This is a genomic window from Halorubrum amylolyticum (genome assembly GCF_004114995.1).
GTDB classification, from domain to species: domain Archaea; phylum Halobacteriota; class Halobacteria; order Halobacteriales; family Haloferacaceae; genus Halorubrum; species Halorubrum amylolyticum.
This window is the reverse complement of the sequence record NZ_SDJP01000009.1, coordinates 1-18,950: the sequence shown is the minus strand read 5'-3', so window position 1 is coordinate 18,950 and position 18,950 is coordinate 1. Positions and strand designations below refer to the sequence as shown.

The following is an 18,950-nucleotide window of genomic DNA, read 5'->3' as shown; positions in this document are numbered from 1 at the left end:
GCAACGGGCGACAGAGCGAAACGAGCCACTGAGCGCAGTACGGCGGCGGCGAACTCCCGATCCCGGGGTGTCCGGACCGCCCACCGCGACGACGACTTTTCAGACGATCTGATCGATCGAACGACAGTTTCGAGCGCGTCAGTTCGGAATCCGCGCTCTTTTAGGCTCCGACGCGGAGTTACGGGTGAATGAACCCGGCGGTCCACATGGACGGCATCACGAAGCGATTCCCCGGGGTCGTCGCGAACGACGACGTGGATCTCGCGGTGGAGCGCGGGAGCGTCCACGCCCTCCTTGGCGAGAACGGGGCCGGCAAGACCACGCTGATGAACGTGCTGTACGGCCTCTACGAGCCGACCGAGGGGACCGTCTTCCTTAACGGCGAACCGCAGTCGTTCGACTCGCCGCGCGACGCGATCGACGCCGGCGTCGGCATGATCCACCAGCACTTCATGCTCGTCGACCCGATGACGGTGTGGGAGAACGTCGTCCTGGGCAACGAGCCGAAGACGTGGGGCGGGCTCCGCGTCGACGAGTCCGCCGCCCGCGAGGCGGTCGTCGACCTGAGCGAACGCTACGGCTTCGACGTGGACCCCGACGCCCGGATCGAGGACGTCTCGGTGGGGGTCCAACAGCGCGTCGAGATCCTGAAGGCGCTGTACCGCGGCGCCGACGTGCTCATCCTCGACGAGCCGACCGCGGTGTTGACGCCCCAGGAGGTCGAGGACCTGTACGACGTCTTCGAGGAGCTCACCGACCAGGGGAAGACGATCATCTTCATCTCGCACAAGCTCGGCGAGGCGCTGTCGGCGGCCGACGAGATCACGGTCCTCCGCGACGGCGTCAACGTCGGCACGGTCGCGACCGACGACGTGACCCGCGAGGAGCTCGCGGAGATGATGGTCGGCCGCGAGGTGCTGATGGACCCGGCGACGACGCCCCAGGAGCCGGGCGAGCGCGTGCTGGAAGCCACGAACGTCCACGCCGACGACGACCGCGGCGTCGAGGCGGTGTCGAGGATCTCCTTCGAGATCCGCGCGGGCGAGGTGTTCGGCATCGCGGGCGTCGACGGCAACGGCCAGTCGCAGCTCGTCGAGGCGATCACCGGGATGCGAGAGCCGACCGGCGGGGATATAACCTACCTCGGCGAGCCGATGGCCGACGAGAGTCGTCGCGAACACATCGACCGCGGGATGGCCTTCATCCCCGAAGACCGACAGGAACGGGGGTTGGTGATGTCGTACGACCTGACCGAGAACGGCATCCTCGGGAGCCAGCACGACCCGCCGTTTGCCGAGAACGGTCGGCTCGACTGGCGCGCCTCTCGGGAGCACGCGGAGTCCGTGATCGAGCAGTACGACGTGCGCCCCCCGAACGCCGACGCCGAGGCGGAGTCGCTCTCCGGCGGCAACCAGCAGAAGTTCATCGTGGGTCGGGAGTTCGAGCGCGACCCGGACCTGGTCGTGGCGATGCACCCGACTCGGGGGGTCGACATCGGCTCCACGGAGTTCCTCCACGACCGCCTGCTCGAACTCCGCGCCGAGGGGAAGGCGGTGCTTCTGGTCTCCTCGAAGCTGGACGAGGTGCAGGGGCTCTCCGACCGGCTCGCCGTGATCCACGAAGGGGAGTTTTCTGGGGTCGTCGACCCCGCCACGGTGACCGAAGAGGAGATCGGACTGCTGATGGCCGGGGAGACGCTCGACGACGACTCGGTCGAGCGGGCCGCGGTCCACGACGCCGCAGCGGCAGGTGACGCAGCCGAGACGGACGGCGACGCCGGAAACGGGGAGGTGGACGCGTGACTCGCTCCGACGCCGGGGCCGACGACGGGTCCCCGTCCGACCGGGTCCCGTCGATCGCACGCCGGGTCGTCGCGCCGTTCGTCGACCGATCGGTCGCCGAGCGCCTCCTGATAAGCGTCGCGGCGATCCTGCTTTCGATCGCCGTCGGGTTCGTCATCGTGCTCGTCTCCGGACGCGTCGCCGAGTGTGGCACCGCGGCGTGGGCGATGCCGCTCACCGGGATCGGCTTCTGTTACGACCCGGTCGAGGTGTACCTCGTCCTGTTCAACGGCGCGCTGGGATACCCGTTCGCGGTCGGTGAGCCGGGACTGCTCAACCCCAACTGGACGCCGTTCAACCTCTCTCTCGGGCTGACGCTTTCGGAGACGACGCTTCTGATCTTCACCGGGCTCTCCGTCGCGGTCGCGTTCCGCGCCGGGCTGTTCAACATCGGGACGCAGGGCCAACTGGCCGTCGGGGCGCTGGCGACCGCGCTGACCGTACTCGCCGCGGCGCCGTTCCTCCCGGAGGGTCCCGTCGCGGGCGTCGCGCTAATCGGTATCGGACTCCTCGCGGGCGCCGTCGGGGGCGGCTTTTGGGGCGCGATACCGGGCGCGTTGAAGGCGTACGCCGACGCCAACGAGGTGATCACGACGATCATGCTCAACTTCATCGCGGCGAACATCGCGTACGTCCTCGTGTTGGAGGTGTTCCGCGCCGAGGGGTCGTCGGTCGTCGCCACCGAGTACGTCCCCGAACACGCGCAGTTCCTCCCGTGGCTCTTTCCGGAGTCGAGCGACTTCGCGCTGCTGGCGCTTCTGGTCGGGATCGGCTTCATCGCCGGGCTCTACTACCTCGTCGAGCACACCTCGTTCGGCTACGACCTGCGCACCAGCGGGGTGCAGGCGGCCGCCGCCGAGTACGGCGGCGTGAACGCGAAGGCCACGACCGTGCGGGCGATGACGCTCTCGGGCGCGATCGGCGGCGTCGGCGGATCGCTGTGGGTGCTGATGTCGGAGGGGCGATGGATGGCGTCGATCCCGGACCTCGGGTTCGACGGGATCACGGTCTCCATCCTCGCCGGCAACAACCCGCTCGGCGTGTTGCCGGCGGCGTTCCTCTTCGGCCTGCTGAAGGGCGGCGCCTTAGAGATCGGCTTCCGCACGAACGTGCCGACCCAGCTCGTCGGCGTGTTGCGCGGACTGATCATCCTGTTCGTGGCCATGCCGGAGTTCTTCCGGATGTTCGGCCGGTACGCGGGGATGGGGTCGTCGGGTCCCGGTGGGGCCGCCGGATCGGGCGGCGGCGGCTCGGACGGCACGGAGTCGCCCGCCGCGAAGCCGGCGGACGACACGGCCGCCGTCGAAGGAGGTGAGGCCGATGCGTAACCCGCTCGCGGACGTCACGATCCCGGTCCTCGACGACCTGATCGAGTCCGACTACGTGCGGTCGCTGATCGTGAGCACCGTCGGGGTGCTCGGCGCGCTGCTGGTGCTCGGCGCGCTGTTCCCCGAGTCCGTCGCGGGCGACCTCTCAGGGATCGTCTTCTCGACGAGCACGGCGTCGTCGACGGCGCGGCTGGCGGCGCCCATCGTGCTCGCCGGGCTCGGCGGCATCTTCGCCGAGAAATCCGGCGTCATCAACATCGGACTTGAGGGGCTGTTGATCATCTCGGCGTTCGTCTCCGTCTACGTCGCCTCGATCGTCGGGATCGGGAACACCGTCCTCGGCGTGCCCGCCATCTGGGTCGGTTTCCTCGGCGGGATCGTCGCCTCGACCGCACTTTCAGGCGTGTTCGGCATCGTCTGCATCGAGTTCAAGGCGGACCAGATCATCGCGGGACTGGCAGTCTGGCTCATCGCGCTCGGGCTCGCGCCGTTCATGTCGACGGTGTTCTTCGGCGGCGTCAACACGCCGAACCTCGGCGCGCGCGTCGGCTGGCGGTACTCCGCGGCGATGGTGGTCGTCGCGACGCTGCTCTCGTGGTGGGCGCTGAACCGCACCGCGTTCGGCAAGCACCTGCGGGCGGCCGGGGAGAACCCGAAGGCGCTCGACACGGTGGGCGTCTCCGTCTCGAAGGTGCGTCACGCCGGCGTGCTCCTCTCCGGCGTGCTCTCCGGCGTCGGCGGCTCCGCGCTCGCGCTCTCGATCGGCCAGTTCGTCGGCTCCGGCGAGACGATGGTGCAGGGCAAGGGGTTCATCGCCATCGTGGCGTACCTGTTCGGCAACTACAACCCGGTCGGGACGCTCGGCGCGGGCGTGCTGTTCGCCGGGCTCGACGCGGTCCAGATCCGGCTCCAGCAGCTCGGCTACGCGATCCCCGACACGCTGGTCCAGACGATCCCGTACGTGGTCGTCATCCTGGTGCTCGCGTTGGTCGGCCGGACCCGTCTGCCCGAGGCGGCGGGCGAACACTACGAGACCGAGGACTAGCCAAGCGGGCCTCGGCTCACCGTTTCCGGTCACGGTCGCTGTTTTCCCACTTTCTCCCGTCCGTATCCCTCTCGTGTCGTCGAACAGGCGACCGAATCGGGAACAAAGAGTTTTGCCACAGGGGCGACCACGCACGTGGTATGAGCATCGACGAGTACGACGTCGTCGTGGCGGGCGCCGGGACCGCCGGCTGTTACGCGGCCGCGACGATCGCGAACGAGGGGCTCGACGTCGTCATCGTCGAGCGGAAGGACGCTGAGGAGGCCGGCCACATCGCCTGCGGCGACGCGCTGAAGGGCGCCGACGCCTTCCCGGAGGCGATCCCGAAAGACCGGCTGGAGCCGGCGTTCACGAACACCGGCGTCGACCACGGGCGCTTCGAGATCCCGCAGGAGGACACCGTCCTCGAGATCCCCGTCCCGGGCGAACTCGCCGTCATCGACCGCTGGGAGTACGGCCGGCGGATCATCTCCGGCGCGGAGGACGCCGGCGTCGACTTCCACTACGACACCGTGATCAACGACGTGATCCAGACCGCAGACGGGCGGGTCACGGGACTGCGCGCCAAGCGCAAGGGGGACCCGGTCACCTACGAGGCGGACCTCGTCATCGACGGCGCCGGGTCGCTGTCGCTGTTACAGGACAAGGCGGACTTCGAGGGGACGACGTTCGACACCAACGTCCGGTACTCGCAGTTCTGCTCGGCGTACCGCGAGATCGTCGAAGTTCCGGAGCCGGTCGAGTGGGACGACGCCCTCGTGTTCAAGGCGACCGACCGCGCCGCGGGCTACCTCTGGTACTTCCCGCGGACCGCGACCGAGATCAACGTCGGCCTCGGCTTCCAGATGAACGAGGAGCCGATGCAGCTCGTCGAGGCGCTGAAACGCGACCTCCGGAACCGCCCCGAGTTCGAGGGCGCGGAGGTCAAAGACAAGCTCGGGGCCGCGCTCCCGACCCGCCGCCCGTACGACTCGGCGGTCGCGCCGGGGTACATGGCGGTCGGCGACGCGGCGGGCCACGTCAACCCGACGACCGGGGGCGGCATCGCGGGCGCGGCGTACGCGGGCAAGTACGCCGGCGAGCAGGCGGTGAAGGCGGTCTCCGACGGAGACGTGAGCGAGGAGAACCTCTGGCGGTACAACACCCGCGTGATGGACCACTTCGGCGGCCGATACGCCGGCCTCGACGTGTACAACGTGCTCTCGACCGCGGTCGACGTGGACGACCTGATGGGGCTGCTCGCGGCGCTGCCAGGCGAGAAGCTCGCGGAGGCGCTGTACGAGGGGTCGACCTCGATGTCCTTCGGCCTGAAGCTGAAGGCGGCCGTCAAGAGCTTCGGCTACTGGGGGACGATCCGGAACTTCTACCAGACGAAGACGCTCGCCGACGAGCTGCTCGACCACTACGACGCGTACCCCACCAGCCCCGCCGCGATGGCGAACTGGACCCGCGAGCGCGACGCGATCATGGACCGGATCTACGAGACGACCGGCGCGGACGCGAAGTACTGAGTCGCGCTCCGGTCGCTTCGGGGCGTGTCTCGTCCGGGGTGTCCCGGCGAACGCTTTTGTCTCGTCGCTCTCTTGTACGAAGGACCATGGGGCTATTCACCGAGCTCGGCCGACGGGTGGAGGAGTTCAAGCAGACGGCGAAGAGCGAGGTCGAGAGCGCCGAGACGTTCCGGTGTCCCGCCTGCGGTGAGGAGTTCGACGGTCCACGCGAGCGGTGCCCCGAGTGCGGTGAGGAGATGGCCGGAGCGACGGGGACGACAGAGTAGCCGTCTCCGTTTGCCCGTTTTTCCGCTTTACCGCCTTTCCGCTTTACCCCCCTTTCCGCTCAACACCCTCTCCGCGTCACCCCTTTCTCCTCACTCAGGGCCGCGACTCGGCGACCTGCCGAATCGCCCCGGCGAGCACGCCGATCCCGACCGCGATGTCGTCTTCCACCACGTCGAACGTGCTCGTGTGATGACCGCCGGGGTGGTCCGTGCCGACGCCGACGTAGCAGGCGAGCCCGCCGCGCTTCTGGACCGACTGCATCAGGTAGGTGGCGTCCTCCGACCCCCCGAGGTCGGCGCTGTCGACGATCTCGGTGACGCCCGCCACGCCGCCCGCGACCTCGCCGACGATCCCGGCGAGCACGTCGTCGCTCGTCGCGCTGGGGGCCTCGCCCTTCGTCGAGACCTCGACTTCGCAGTCGTGCATCTCGGCGGCCGACTCCAGAATTCGGTCGGCGTGGTCGGACATGTAGTCGGCCAGCTCGGTCGTCGCGCCCCGGAGCTCGCCCTCGATCAGCGACTCCTCGGGGATGACGTTCGTCGCGGTGCCGCCGCCGACGATCCCGGCGTTCACCCGGGTCGGCCCGTCGGCGTGGCGGGGGATCGCGTAGAGGTTCTGGACCGCGGCCGCCATCGCCTGCACCGCGTTCCGGCCCTGCTCCGGCCGCGCGCCCGCGTGGGCCGGCTCGCCGGTGAACTCCGCGAGGAAGTGCCGGACCGCGAGGAACCCGTCGACGCCGCAGACGACCTCGCCGGAGGGGTGATCGAGGCCGACGTGGACCGCGTAGAGGTAGTCCACGTCGTCGAGGTGGCCCGACTCCGCCATCGGCTTGCCGCCCGCGACCTGCTCTTCGCCCGGCTGGAAGAACACCTTGAGAGTGCCCGAGAAGTCGGATTCGAGCACCGCGTCGAGGGTCCCGAGCCCCATCGTCGCGTGCGCGTCGTGACCGCACGCGTGCATGTACCCCTCGCGCTCCGAGCGGAACCCCTCGGCCGCGGGGACGTGGTCGTTGCCGGCGGACTCGGTCACCGGGAGCGCGTCGATGTCGACCCGAAGCCCGACCACGGGACCGGGGCCGCGCTCCGCGACCGCGACGCAGCCGGTGTACCCGCCCGAGAGCTGATCGACGACCTCCGGGTCCGCGCCCGCGTCGCGGGCGCGCTGCTCCCACTCCGCGAGTTCCTCGTCGCCGGGGACGTTCATGCGGTCGTCGGCCGCCAGCGCGTCCGGGCCGACGTACAGCTCGGTGAGGTCGCGCTCGCGCAGCTCCTCGACGATCCGGGCGGTGGTGTAGAACTCGCGCCACGCCGGCTCGGGGTGGCGGTGGAGGTCGCGGCGGAACGCGCGATACGCGTCGTCGTCGAGAGCGCTCATACCGGCGGGAGGCCGCGACCGGGCTTAAACGCTCGCGTGGCGGTGCAACTCGCTGCGTTCCGCGCCCTCCGGTAGTCAGACCCGTCTCCCCCGTCCCTCAGTCGTCCTCTCCGCCCTCGTCGATTCGGTCCGCGTGTCGCGTCAACGCGGCCGCGACCGTCCGGGCCTGCTCGGGCGTGAGGTCGACCCGGTCGGCGTGGTTCGGGAGGCCGTCGACCTCGAGCCCATCGAGTTCGAACTGCAGTTCGACGCGGTCCGGCTCCTCGTCGGACGCGGTGACGTTCAGCACGCCCGTGGCGTCCTCGGTCCAGTCGTAGCCGACGGCCGCCCCGTCGACGAGGTCCAGCGTGGTGTGCGCGGTCACCGACGTGATCCGCTCGTTCATGCCCGGCCGGACGGCGGGGAGCGCCATGGAAGTTCCGACCGGCGGGCGAGAAGCGGTCACGGCGGCCCCGTCGGCGCCGGGCTACCAGCCGAACAGCTCCGGTGCGACGTCGGCCGACGCGTGTTGCGCGCGGTCGTCCGCGGCGTCTCCGCTGACGGTCGCGGGGTCCTCGCCGGCGGTCGCGCCGTCGTCCGCCGCCGGACCGATCGGACGATCAGTCATCCGACGAGGCCACCCCCGGGTTCGCCGCCGTCGTGCCCTCATCGGCGAAGGGGTACCACGACTGCTTCGCGTCGGTGAGCGACGGGTCAGCGTAGTCGGTCTCCTCGGGCTCGCACAGCTCCGCGAGCGTCTCGTTGTCGGTCGCGTCGGCCCACTCGCGGAAGGTCTGCCCCGGATCGCGGCGCTCCGCGAACGCCTCGATCAGGTTCCGGATGGCTCCGGGCGCCTCGTCGGCCGGCACCCGCTGTTGGACGTAGTCGACGAAGGATGGCTCCTCGCCCATCCCGCCGCCGACGCCGATGTCGACCGCTTCGACCATCTCGCCGTCCTTGCGCGCCCGCATGCCGAGCAGACCGATATCCGCCGTGTTGGCCTGGCCGCAGTCGGCGGTACAGCCGGAGAAGTGGATCTTCAGCTGCTCGACGTCGTTCGGCAGGTCGACGTTGTCGCGAAGCCAGCGGAGCATCGTCGCCGTCCGCGTCTTGGTCTCGACGAGCGCTATCGAGCAGAACTCGGTGCCGGTACACGCCATCGCGCCGCGGACGAACGGGTTCGGCTCGGGCCGGTGTTTCGCGAGCAGCGGCTCCGCGATCAGCTCGTCCACGCGGTCGGGCTCCACGTCGACGATGATCGGGTTCTGCCGGCGCGTGAGCCGGACCTCGCCGGAGCCGTACTCGTCGGCGAGGTCGGCGAGCTCGATCGCCTCCTCGGCCGGGAGCCGGCCGACGGGGACGCTGAGGCCGACGTACCGCTTGCCGTCGCCCTGTTCGTGGACGCCGGTGTAGTCTTTCTTCCCGGCGTCGGGGGACGACCCGGCGTTGTACGTGTACTCGTCGCGGATGTCCTCGCCGGCGGTCCGCAGGTCGGCGTCGACGTACTCCTCGTCGAGGAGGTCGCGGATCCAGTCGGTGCCGTGCTCGTCGACGAAGAAGCGCGAGCGATTCTTCGCGCGGACCTGCCGGTCCCCGTGGTCGTGGTACAGCTCGACGAAGCCGCGGACGACGTCGTACGCCTCGTCCGGGGTCACGAACACGTCGAGAGGGCGAGCGACGCGGGGCTCGCGGCCGCCGAGTCCGCCGCCGACGCGCACGTTGAAGCCGAGCATCTCCTCGCCGTCGATCACCGTGGTGGCCGGTTCGAGGCCGATATCGTTGATCGCGTCCTGCGCGCCGCCCTCGGGGGTCCCGGAAACGCTGATGTTGAACTTCCGGGGCATGTTACAGAGGTCGTCGTCGCCGCGGATCTCCTCTTGGAACCGTTCGAGCAGCGGAAGCGTGTCGATCACCTCGTTCGCGTCCTTGCCGGCGACCGGGCTGCCGGAAATGTTCCGCATCGTGTCGCCGCCGGACGAGCGGGTGGTGACGCCGACAGACTCCAACTTCTCCCAGATCTCCGGGATATCTTCGAGTTTGATCCAGTGAAGCTGGATCGACTGGCGGGTCGTCAGGTCGATCCACCCGTCGCCGAACTCGGGGTTCGACACCGGCCCCGACGCGTAGTCGCGAGCGACCTCGCCGATCGCGCGGAGCTGATCGGGTTCCAAGATCCCGTTGGCGTTCGTCAGCCGCATCATGAAGTACCCCTCTTGGCCCGAGCGCTGATGGAAGATCCCCCAGAACTTGAACCGGGTGAACCACGCCTCCCGCTCGTCTTCGGGGATCGACTCGAACCCCGTCTCGGCGAACTCCAGTATCTTCTCCCGCACCTCGTCGCCGTACAGATCCGATTTCCACTCTTCCTTCTTGTTCGCCATCACCGATCACCCTCGTCGGTGGTGTCCAAGCGAGCTGCGACTATATTGGCTGAATGGTGAGTCATTTCGGCTAGAACTTCACAGGACACCATAAAATAGTTCGGTTTTTATAAAATCACAAAATACGGTAGGTAACGGAGCGATCGAAAACCCCGCCGTCAGAACGGTGTATATTTCCCATTTGAAAAACTGAAATTATATATGCGGTAACGAAGCCAGACAGAAGTTCACAAATACAATCCGCCGCCGCGGACCGGCGCGGATCGGAGTCTCCTCGCCGCGGATCGATCCCGCTCGGCGCTTCGGAAAGCTCGATCCCGCTCCTCGCGTCGGGAAGTCGGCCCCGCGCGTGTGCGCCGCCGGCGCGTACCGCGGGCGACGACGCCCGTCTGCACAAGCGCACGCGAGTTTATTTAGAAAATAAAGATATTGATGGACGTTCTTTTTCCTCACCGGCCTAATTTATCCATACCAGAACAGTTACACCGGGGATGTGGTATGTAGTATTCAGAAATCAACTGATGCGACACTACGTGTGCGGGCCACCTATTTCGGACCGGTCACGGAGCGGAACCGCTTACGGATCGACCGTTCCAGGGCGGTGTGGACCCACTGCGGAGGGGTGTCACCGCCGATGAGCGAGTGGACGCCGACGACGTGCATGCGGTGTGCGGTCGGATGCGGGCACCTCCAGCAGGGGTACACCAACAACTACGGACTCGACACGGTCCGGGGCGACGCGTCGCATCCGGTCAACCGCGGCCTCGCCTGCCAGCGCGGGATCAACGAGACCGCGGACCCCGACGGCGACTGGCTGACGCGACCCCTCATCAGGGAGGACGGGACCCTCGTCCCCACGAGCTGGGAGACGGCGATCGGGACCGTCGTCTCGCGTATCGAGGACGCCCTCGCCGAGTCGCGGGACGGCGTCGCCGTGCTGGGGAGCGGCCAGCAGACGAACGAGGCGGCGTACGCTCTGGGGAAGCTGGCTCGCGGCGGCTTCGGCACCCGCTACTACGACGCCAACACCACCCTCTGTATGGCCTCGGCCGTCACCGCCTACTACCAGGCGTTCGGGAGCGACGCGCCGCCGCCGACGTACGAGGACATCCCCGACGCCGAGACCCACGTGATCTGGGGCGCGAACCCCGCGGTGGCACACCCGGTGATGTACCGGTGGATCGCCGACAGCGCGAGCGACGACGACGGCGAGCTGATCGTGGTCGACCCCGTCGAGAGCGAGACCGTCGACGACGCCGACCTGCACGCGCAGGTCGACCCCGGCACCGACCTAGCGTTCGCCAGAGCGGTGTTGGCACGGGTGGTCGCCGACGGGGGCGTCGACCGCGAGTTCGTCGCCGAGGCGACGACCGGCTTCGAGGCGACGGTCGACTCACTCCCCTCGGTGCAGGAGGCGGCCGAGACCGCCGGCGTCTCGGTCGAGACGGTCGAGCGCGTCGCCGACGCCCTGACGGACCCGACCCTCGTCTACTGGGGGATGGGCGTCAACCAGAGCGTCCAAGGGACCGCGACCTCCCGGGCGCTCATCGACCTCTGTCTGGCGACGGGGAACCTCCGGCCCGGAAGCGGGCCGTTCTCGTTGACCGGACAGGCGAACTCCATGGGGACGCGGGTCTGCTCCTCGAAGGGGACGTGGCCCGGCCAGCGCGAGTTCACCGCTCCCGGAGAGCGCCGGGCGATCGCCGACGCGTGGAACGTCCCCCGAGACAGGCTCCCGGACGATCCCGGGCCGGGACCGGTCGGGATCGTCGACGCCGTCGCCGACGGCCCGCCGGAGGTGTGTTGGACGGTGGCGACGAACCCGGTCGCGGGGATGCCCGACAGCGACCGGGTCCGCGAGGCGCTCGACGACGCCTTCCTCGTCGCGCAGGACGCGTTCCGGACCGAGACCGTCGAACTGGCGGACGTGGTGTTGCCGGCGGCGACGTGGGGCGAGTCCGAGGGCACCGTCACCAACATGGAACGCCGGGTCTCGCGGGTCCGCGCCGCCACGGAGACCTCGCCGAAGATCAAGCAGGACCTCGACATCATCGTCGCGATCGGGGCCGCGATCGACGACGAGCTGTTCCCGCGGCCGGCGGTCTCGCCGGAGTCGGCCTTCGACGAGCTGCGCGAGCTGACGGCCGGGACGCCGGCGGACCTCTCGGGGATCTCGTACGACCGGCTGGAGGCGGAGCGGGCGGTCCGGTGGCCGGCGCCCTCGCCCGAGGCGGAGGGCGGCTACCGCTACGTCGAGGACGACGGCTGGGCGTTCCCCACGCCGTCGGGTCGCGCGCGGTTCTCGACGGGAGCCCACGACGGCCTCGCCGAACCGACCGACGACGAGTTCCCGCTGACCCTCACGACCGGACGGCGGGCCGACGCGTACAACACCGGCGTCCGCAGCCGGGGCGCCAAGACCGACGCCCCCCCGATGGCGCGTATCCATCCGGAGACGACGCTGGAGTACATCGAGGCGTTCGACCGCGGGAAGACCGTCGTCTCGTCGAAACGGGGGTCGGCGACGGTCGCGGTCAACCCGGACGACGGCGTGCCGAAGGGGATGGTGTGGCTGCCGATCCACCACCCGGCCGTGAACGCCCTCACCCTCCCGGTCGTCGACCCCGAGTCCGACGAGCCGAACCTCAAGCAGTGCGCGGTCGACGTCCGAGCGCCGCAGCCGTCGAATCCGTTAGTCCACGGGGGACAACCCACCGCGGACGGCGAACCCGCCTCGACGGACGACTGATGCCCCACCGCCGCCGTTCCGCCGGGCCGGGCGGGCGGTGACAGCCTCAAGCGCGGTATACTACATGGTTATTTATCCGGAAAAAGAGTTATCCCGAATGAGAGGAAACGGAGAGCCAGACTGACCCGAGAACAGCACACGAATGAGTATGATAACGAGTTCGATCCGGACGATCTCGTACCGAATCCGTCAATGACTGATCGAAAGCCAACAACCTGCATGCGCTGCGCGGTCGGCTGCGGCTACCGACAGCGTGGCGGCGACGACGGGCGGCTCGTCGACGTTCGCGGCGACGACCGCCACCCGACGAACGGTGGCGAGACCTGCAGTCGGGGAGTCCGCGAGACGGTCGATCCGAGCGGCGAACGGCTGACCGAACCGCTGATCCGGCGCGGCGGGACGCTCCGGCCGACCGACTGGGACACGGTTCTCGGGACGATCTCGGTGCGGATCGTCGAGGCGCTCAGGAACGGGAACGACAACGTCGCCGTGCTGGGGAGCGGCCAGCAGACGAACGAGGCGGCGTACGCGCTGGGGAAGCTCGCGCGCGGCGGCTTCGGCACCCGCTACTACGACGCCAACACCACCCTCTGTATGGCCTCGGCGGTGCAGGCGTACATGCAGGCGTTCGGGAGCGACGCGCCGCCCCCGATCTACGAGGACGTTCCTGACGCCGAGACCCACGTCCTCTGGGGTGCGAACCCCGCGGTGGCACATCCCGTGCTGTACCGGTGGATCGCCGACAGCGCGAGCGGCGACGACTGCCGGCTGATCGTCGTCGATCCAGTCGAGAGCGAGACGGCGGCCGACGCCGACCTCCACGTTCGCCCGAACCCGGGGACCGATCTGGCGTTGGCGCGAGCCGTGCTCGCGCAGATCGTCGACGACGACCTCGTCGACCGCGAGTTCGTCGACCGCCACACCGACGGGTTCGAGGCCATGGTCGGCTCGCTGCCCGAGGTTGGCGTCGCGGCCGAGACCGCCGGGGTGTCGGTCGAACGCGTCTCCGAGTTGGCCGCGGCGTTCGACGCGCGGACCCTCGTCTACTGGGGGATGGGCGTCAATCAGAGCGTCCAAGGGACGGGAACCGCTCGCTCGCTGATCGACCTCTGTCTGGCCACCGGCAACATCGGCCCCGGCAGCGGTCCCTTCTCGCTGACGGGGCAGGCGAACTCGATGGGGAACCGCGTCTGCGCCTCGAAGTCGTCGTGGCCGGGGTACAGAGCGTTCGACGATACGGCGCACCGCAAGGCGATCGCGAACGCGTGGGACGTGCCCCTGAGCCGGCTTCCCGACTCGCCGGGTCCGGGGTTCGTTCGGATCATCGACGAGCTGGCGCGGGACAACGTCGATGTCTGCTGGACGGTGGCGACGAACCCGGTCGCGGGGATGCCGGACGCGAGCCACGTCGAGAGCGCCCTCAACGACGCGTTCCTGATCGTCCAAGACGCGTTCCGCTCCGACACCGTCGAGCTGGCCGACGTGGTGTTGCCGGCGGCGACGTGGGGCGAGTCCGAGGGGACGGTGATGAACATGGAGCGGCGCGTCTCGCGGGTCACGGCCGCGCGGGAGCCGCCGGAAGGGGTTCGGCAGGACGTGGATGTCATCGGCGCCGTCGCCGACCGCGTCGTTCCGGACCTGTTCGAATCGACGCGACTCGACCCCGAAGCGCTGTTCGACGAGGTCAGCGCCCTGACGGGCGGGACGACGGCCGACCTCTCGGGGATCTCCTACGATCGGCTCTCCGAGGAGCTGGCCGTCCGGTGGCCGGCCCCGGACGAGGCCAGCGAGGGCGGGTACCGGTACGACGCCGGCGACGACGGCGGTGAACGCGGCGGAGATGCCGGAGACGCCGGAGATGCCGGAGACGCCGACGGCCCGTGGTCGTTCCCCACCGACTCCGGCCGAGCGCGGTTCTCGGACGCGTCTCACGGGGGCGTGCCGGAGCCGATCGACGAGACCTACCCGCTCACGCTCACCACCGGCCGGCGCCCGGACGCGTACAACACCGGCGTCCGGACCCGACCCGACACCGCTGACGGCGACGGTGGCGACGGTGGCGGCCGCGAGAGCGCGACGGCCGCGCGGATGCACCCCGAGACGATCGCCGACCACTTGCGGGCCTTCGATCGAGGCGAGACGGTGATCGAGTCCCGGCGCTCCGCGGTGACGGTCGGAGTCGCGCCCGACGCCGACGTGCCCCCGGGACTCGTCTGGCTCCCGGTCCACAACCCGGCGGCGAACCAGCTCACGCTGTCCGCCGCGGACCCGGAGTCGGCCGAGCCGAACCTCAAACAGTGCGCGATCGTACTGCGAGCGCCGGACCGCACCACCACCGGGATCACCGGCGGTTCGGGACAGCCGAACGGGACGGGCTCCTACTCCTGAGACGGTCCGGTCGCCGCAGTCTCCTTCGTCGACCCCTTCGCAGTTCTCTTCGGTATCCTCCTTCCCGCAGTCCCCCCTTCGTCGACGCCTCTCGCCGAGGCCCGCGTCCCCGCAGCCGCCGGCCAACCGGTCAGTTCTGTCCGGCGTGGGTCCTCACCGTGTGCCCGGTACCCATACAATGGTGGTTAAAGAAGTAAAACAGATCAGCGACTAGCGCCGAACGGAGACGTTCTTCAGGTGATATGCCGATGAGGTTCGCATTTTTTAATTTCCATCCCGAAATAGGGAATTCTTCTCTGTGAGAATATTTCTTGAGGACGGCACAGTATAGGCCCTCAAATAACCTGTTTGTCAACCGATCTGTTTATTAATATCTAGCTTATGTTGAATTCACGTACGAAATCCCATGTACACACAATTCAACGCGCAAACGGTGCGCGATCCGGGTTCCAACGCCGCCGAATTCTCGTCGAGCCGGACACTCCGGTGCGAGAACGCGGTCGATCGGGCGATCGAGACTGGTGACGGTCCAGCCGCCGACCGCTCCGCGGGGGGTGACGCGCGGTGAACCTGACGGACCTGCTGTACGGGAAGTACCGGAACCTCGTCCTCGCGACGGCGATGTTCAACCTCGGTTTCGTGATCTGGTTCTCGTTCGCGCCGTTCACCGGCGGCATCGCCGAGGAGTTCGGTCTCTCGGTCCAACAGCTGGGGATCGTCGCGAGCACCGCCGTCGTCGCCGTCCCGCTCGGCCGGATCGTCATCGGGCCGCTGACCGACCGGTTCGGGGCGAACGTCACGGGCGGCGTGACGCTCGTCACGGTCGGGACGTTCGCGATCGTCAGCGCGTTCTCGCAGTCGTACGAGGTGTTCATCGGGTCGCGGATCGTCGCGTCGCTGTCGGGGATCACGTTCGTCATCGGGATCCAGCACGTCGCCGAGTGGTTCGAGGAGGAGAACCTCGGCACCGCCGAGGGGATCTTCGCCGGGATCGGCAATGCGGGGGCCGGGCTGGGCGCGTACTTCACCCTGCCGCGGATCTTCGGCGAGGGATACGTCGATCCGATCTTCGGGTCCGCGTTCCTCGCCACCTCGTCGAACTGGCGGGCGGCGTTCTTCTACACGGGCGTGCTCGCCGTGGTGCTCGGAACCGTCTACTACGTCTTCGGCGCCGCCGCGAAGAGCGAGGCGAAGCGGGAGGCGACGAAGGCGGGCGTGAGCTGGGACCAGTGGCGGTTCATCGCCACCCGCTACGGGGCGGTCGTCCTCTCCGTGGCGTACGTGATGACGTTCGGGCTCGAACTCGCGATGAACGGCTGGCTCGGGACCTACTACCGCGAGGCGTTCGGACAGGGCGACGTGGTGATCGCGGCGACGTTCGCGGCGACGTTCTCGGTCGCCGCCGGCCTTCTCCGGCCGATCGGCGGATACGCCAGCGACCGCGTCGCCCGCAACGAGACGGAGCTGCTCCCCTTCTTCGAGGGGCAGTACCGCAACCAGTGGACGTTCGCCACGCTGGCGTTCGTCGTGCTGTCGGTGTTCGGCATGACCGCCGCGGGCCTGACCGGCAACATCTACGTCGCGGTCGGCGCCGGCTTCCTCGTGGGGGTCGGCTGCGCGTTCTCCGAGGGCGCGATCTTCGCGCAGGTGCCCGCGATGTTCCCCGACAACTCCGGGTCGGTCGCGGGGATCGTGGGCGGAATTGGAACGGTCGGCGGCGTGGTGTACCCGCTCGCCTTCTCCGCCGCGTTCCTCCCGAACCTCCACGTCGGCTACGCGATCGTCGGGGCGTCGATGATCCCGATCTTGGGACTCACGGCGTGGGTGTTCCGGCCGCAGATCGCGGCGCGCGCGAACGACGACGGGTGGCTCGTCTCCGGCGAGCGGATCGTCGCAGCCGGCGACGACGACTGATTCCTGCGGCGCAGCGGCTTCTAAGAGTCAGTCGCGGCGATGGCCGAGCGGTTTCTTCTGGTCGACCTCAACCTCGACGTGGATCGAGTCAGAGAAGTCGGTGGCGACGACTTCGCGGGCGATGTCGTCGGCCCCGTGGATCTCCATCGAGCGTTTATACACGTCGTAGGTCCACGGCGAGAACTCGTCGCCGGCGCGGAGTTGCTTGTAAAGCGGGACACGGACGGTCTCGGCGGGCGTGGCGTGCGGGCCCTTACACTCCGCGCCCTTGCGTTCGAGCGTCGACTTGAGCTCCTGGACGGTTTCGGCGAGCACGTCGCGGTCGCCGGACGCGAAGGAGAGTTTCGTGACGAAGGTCATGGCTGGGGGTCGTCCGGTGATGGTGGCCCGAGGAGTAAAAACGCATCTACCGAGCGGGGGTTCAAACATCCGCCGCCGAGGAAGTCGTATAAAACGCCCGTCCAGCGGCGATCAGCGGCGCGCAGATCGTCCGAAGAGGGCTGCAACGGCCGGTGCGTTCGCGACTCCGACACCCTCTTTAGGGGTGGTTGCTTACCTGACGCTAATGACGGTCGAAGCGACCAGTGCTGGAGCCATCCTCTTCCGCGACACCCGCGGCGAACGGGAGTACTTGCTCCTGAAGAGCCGGCCGGGGGACTGGGAGTTCCCCAAAGGCGGGGTCGAGGGGGACGAGGAGCTCCAGCAGACGGCGATACGGGAAGTCGGCGAGGAGGCCGGGATCGAGGATTTCCGGCTGATCGACGGCTTCCGCAAGGAGTACGACTACGTGTTCGAGGCGAACGGCGACACCATCCACAAGACGGTGCACCTGTTCATCGCGCGCTCGTTCGAAGCGAGCGCCGAGATCTCGAACGAACACCGCGACCTGCAGTGGCGCGACTACGATCAGGCGCTCAACACGATCACGCAGACCGGGCCCCGAGAGATCCTCGAAGACGCCCACGAGTACCTCGACGAGCGGAAGGACGAGGAGACGGGCAAGTACGTCTGACCCTCGGGCGACCCGTGGCGATTCGTTTTTTATATCGGCGTCGACTACATCAACCGTGACTCCGGACGCCGAGTTCGGCTACGAGCTGTTGGTCTGCCGGTACGCCGAGTTGGCGTGGCACCCGAGCGACGGCGCTCGCGACGACACCCGTCCAGCGTTCGTCGCCCGCCAGCTCGGGACCGAGGAGCGTCGCTGGGACACCGTCGTGATCGAGGTCGACCCGGCGGCGTTCGCGGCCCGCCGCGCGTTCGGCGACCGGACCATCGACTCGGACCTCCTCCACGTCGTCCGGAACGCGCCCGCCGAGTGGAAGTGGTACCGCGACGCGCTCCCGCACCCCGGATACCCGTGGCGCTACGTCCGGCAGGCGGTCCACCGCGCGGCGGGCAGAGATCTGATCGAGAAGCGCCGGCGGAACAACCGCATCCAGCTCCGCCGGAAGCGACCGTACCCGGACTGGGTCGAGCGGATCGTCGCGATCGAGAACAAGCCGGACTTGGACCGCTCCGCGGCCGACCGGCTCGCCGACCAGCTCGCTCACGACGTGGAGGCCGGCCTCGCGGACGAGGCGTGGCTCGCGACGGAGACGACCGGCGAGCGCGTCGAGCCCGCGCTGCTCCGCGAGATGCCCGTCGAGGCCGGCATCCTCGCGACCGATTTCTCCGAGGGCGTCGACGCCGACGCGGCCGACGTGGCGTGGCACCCGAGCGGTCTGGCGCCTGGAGAAGGCGAACGCCGTGATCCCGAGACGGTCACCCGCCGGCTGGAGATCGCCGAGCGCGCCTACGGGAAGGGGTGGCGCTCCTTCGCCGACACGATGCGGCCGGACTGCCGGCACTTCGAGCTCCGCCGCGAGGGGCGGGCGCTCATTCCGTACTGCGCCGCGAAAGAGAAGAGTCCGACAGCGCGGGAGTGCTCCGGGTCCTGCGCGGAGTTCTCGCCCGAGCCGCCCCAGTGGCGCACGAAGGGGTGGCCGATCGAGGGCGGTCCCGGGAAGGGACTCGAACTGGTCCTCGACCGGCGCCGGGAGCGGGAGCGCGGTCGGGTCACCGAAAGCGACGGCGAATGACATCCTCCCCGGCGTGAACGCCGGGGTTTCCTCACGCTGGGAGTCTCGGCTATGCCGAGTCCACGGAGGCAACTTGCGGGTTCGTGTGCTCC

Annotated in this window: 15 protein-coding genes; 10 read left to right on the top strand and 5 right to left on the bottom strand. The window is 68.8% G+C overall.

Annotated elements, in window-relative coordinates; genetic code table 11:
• The first annotated feature begins 188 nt into the window (after nucleotides 1–188).
• The 5 genes from ESO89_RS08665 to ESO89_RS08645 all read left to right on the top strand — a co-directional run bounded on the left by ESO89_RS08665 (nucleotide 189) and on the right by ESO89_RS08645 (nucleotide 5,991).
• Entirely contained in the window at nucleotides 189–1,802 is a 1,614-nt protein-coding gene (locus ESO89_RS08665) for an ABC transporter ATP-binding protein (RefSeq protein ID WP_128905136.1), read from the top strand.
• The gene (locus tag ESO89_RS08660; RefSeq protein WP_128905135.1) at nucleotides 1,799–3,169 is read left to right on the top strand and encodes an ABC transporter permease; all 1,371 of its coding nucleotides are present in this window, start codon (nucleotides 1,799–1,801) and stop codon (nucleotides 3,167–3,169) included. The genes ESO89_RS08665 and ESO89_RS08660 overlap by 4 nt, the downstream gene beginning before the upstream one ends.
• Nucleotides 3,162–4,214, top strand: a complete 1,053-nt coding sequence (locus ESO89_RS08655; protein WP_128905134.1) for an ABC transporter permease — start codon at nucleotides 3,162–3,164, stop codon at nucleotides 4,212–4,214. The genes ESO89_RS08660 and ESO89_RS08655 overlap by 8 nt, the downstream gene beginning before the upstream one ends.
• A 140-nt stretch (nucleotides 4,215–4,354) precedes the next feature.
• Nucleotides 4,355–5,725 carry a geranylgeranyl reductase family protein gene (locus ESO89_RS08650; protein ID WP_128905133.1) on the top strand — a complete coding sequence of 457 codons (1,371 nt, stop codon included), beginning with the start codon at nucleotides 4,355–4,357 and terminating at the stop codon, nucleotides 5,723–5,725.
• 86 nt (nucleotides 5,726–5,811) lie between these two features.
• Nucleotides 5,812–5,991: a hypothetical protein gene (locus tag ESO89_RS08645; RefSeq protein ID WP_128905132.1), complete on the top strand. Its 180-nt coding sequence runs from the start codon at nucleotides 5,812–5,814 to the stop codon at nucleotides 5,989–5,991.
• Nucleotides 5,992–6,085: 94 nt separating this feature from the next.
• On the opposite strand, the gene ESO89_RS08640 is transcribed toward ESO89_RS08645, so the two are convergent.
• From ESO89_RS08640 to ESO89_RS08630, 4 genes are all read right to left on the bottom strand, one after another.
• Nucleotides 6,086–7,366, bottom strand: a complete 1,281-nt coding sequence (locus ESO89_RS08640; protein ID WP_128905131.1) for an amidohydrolase — start codon at nucleotides 7,364–7,366, stop codon at nucleotides 6,086–6,088.
• Nucleotides 7,367–7,463: 97 nt separating this feature from the next.
• Entirely contained in the window at nucleotides 7,464–7,751 is a 288-nt protein-coding gene (locus tag ESO89_RS08635; RefSeq protein ID WP_128905197.1) for a DUF6360 family protein, read from the bottom strand.
• Between the two features lie 81 nt (nucleotides 7,752–7,832).
• Nucleotides 7,833–7,973: a hypothetical protein gene (locus tag ESO89_RS18515; RefSeq protein WP_164932769.1), complete on the bottom strand. Its 141-nt coding sequence runs from the start codon at nucleotides 7,971–7,973 to the stop codon at nucleotides 7,833–7,835.
• Nucleotides 7,966–9,726 carry a nitrite/sulfite reductase gene (locus ESO89_RS08630; RefSeq protein ID WP_128905130.1) on the bottom strand — a complete coding sequence of 587 codons (1,761 nt, stop codon included), beginning with the start codon at nucleotides 9,724–9,726 and terminating at the stop codon, nucleotides 7,966–7,968. Before ESO89_RS08630 ends, ESO89_RS18515 begins: the two co-directional genes overlap by 8 nt.
• 634 nt (nucleotides 9,727–10,360) lie before the next feature.
• Here ESO89_RS08630 and nasA (ESO89_RS08625) point away from each other — a divergent pair.
• The 3 genes from nasA (ESO89_RS08625) (at nucleotide 10,361) to ESO89_RS08615 (ending at nucleotide 16,777) form a co-directional block, all read left to right on the top strand.
• Nucleotides 10,361–12,475: an assimilatory nitrate reductase NasA gene (nasA, locus tag ESO89_RS08625; protein ID WP_128905129.1), complete on the top strand. Its 2,115-nt coding sequence runs from the start codon at nucleotides 10,361–10,363 to the stop codon at nucleotides 12,473–12,475.
• A 192-nt stretch (nucleotides 12,476–12,667) separates the two neighbouring features.
• Nucleotides 12,668–14,863 (top strand): assimilatory nitrate reductase NasA, encoded by a 2,196-nt coding sequence (gene nasA, locus ESO89_RS08620; protein ID WP_128905128.1) that lies wholly within the window; start codon nucleotides 12,668–12,670, stop codon nucleotides 14,861–14,863.
• A 564-nt stretch (nucleotides 14,864–15,427) separates the two neighbouring features.
• A complete protein-coding gene (locus tag ESO89_RS08615) occupies nucleotides 15,428–16,777 on the top strand; it encodes an MFS transporter (protein ID WP_128905127.1) in 1,350 nt (449 codons plus the stop codon).
• 27 nt (nucleotides 16,778–16,804) lie between these two features.
• Here the strand turns inward: ESO89_RS08615 and ESO89_RS08610 are convergent, their stop codons facing one another.
• On the bottom strand, nucleotides 16,805–17,137 hold the full coding sequence (locus tag ESO89_RS08610) for an uS10/mL48 family ribosomal protein (protein WP_128905126.1): 333 nt from the start codon (nucleotides 17,135–17,137) through the stop codon (nucleotides 16,805–16,807).
• Between the two features lie 205 nt (nucleotides 17,138–17,342).
• Here ESO89_RS08610 and ESO89_RS08605 point away from each other — a divergent pair, with 205 nt between their 5' ends.
• Both ESO89_RS08605 and ESO89_RS08600 read left to right on the top strand, forming a co-directional pair.
• Nucleotides 17,343–17,789, top strand: coding sequence for a bis(5'-nucleosyl)-tetraphosphatase (locus ESO89_RS08605; protein WP_128905125.1), 447 nt, complete (start codon nucleotides 17,343–17,345; stop codon nucleotides 17,787–17,789).
• A 55-nt stretch (nucleotides 17,790–17,844) separates the two neighbouring features.
• Nucleotides 17,845–18,858: a DUF5787 family protein gene (locus tag ESO89_RS08600; RefSeq protein ID WP_128905124.1), complete on the top strand. Its 1,014-nt coding sequence runs from the start codon at nucleotides 17,845–17,847 to the stop codon at nucleotides 18,856–18,858.
• Nucleotides 18,859–18,950: the final 92 nt, after the last annotated feature.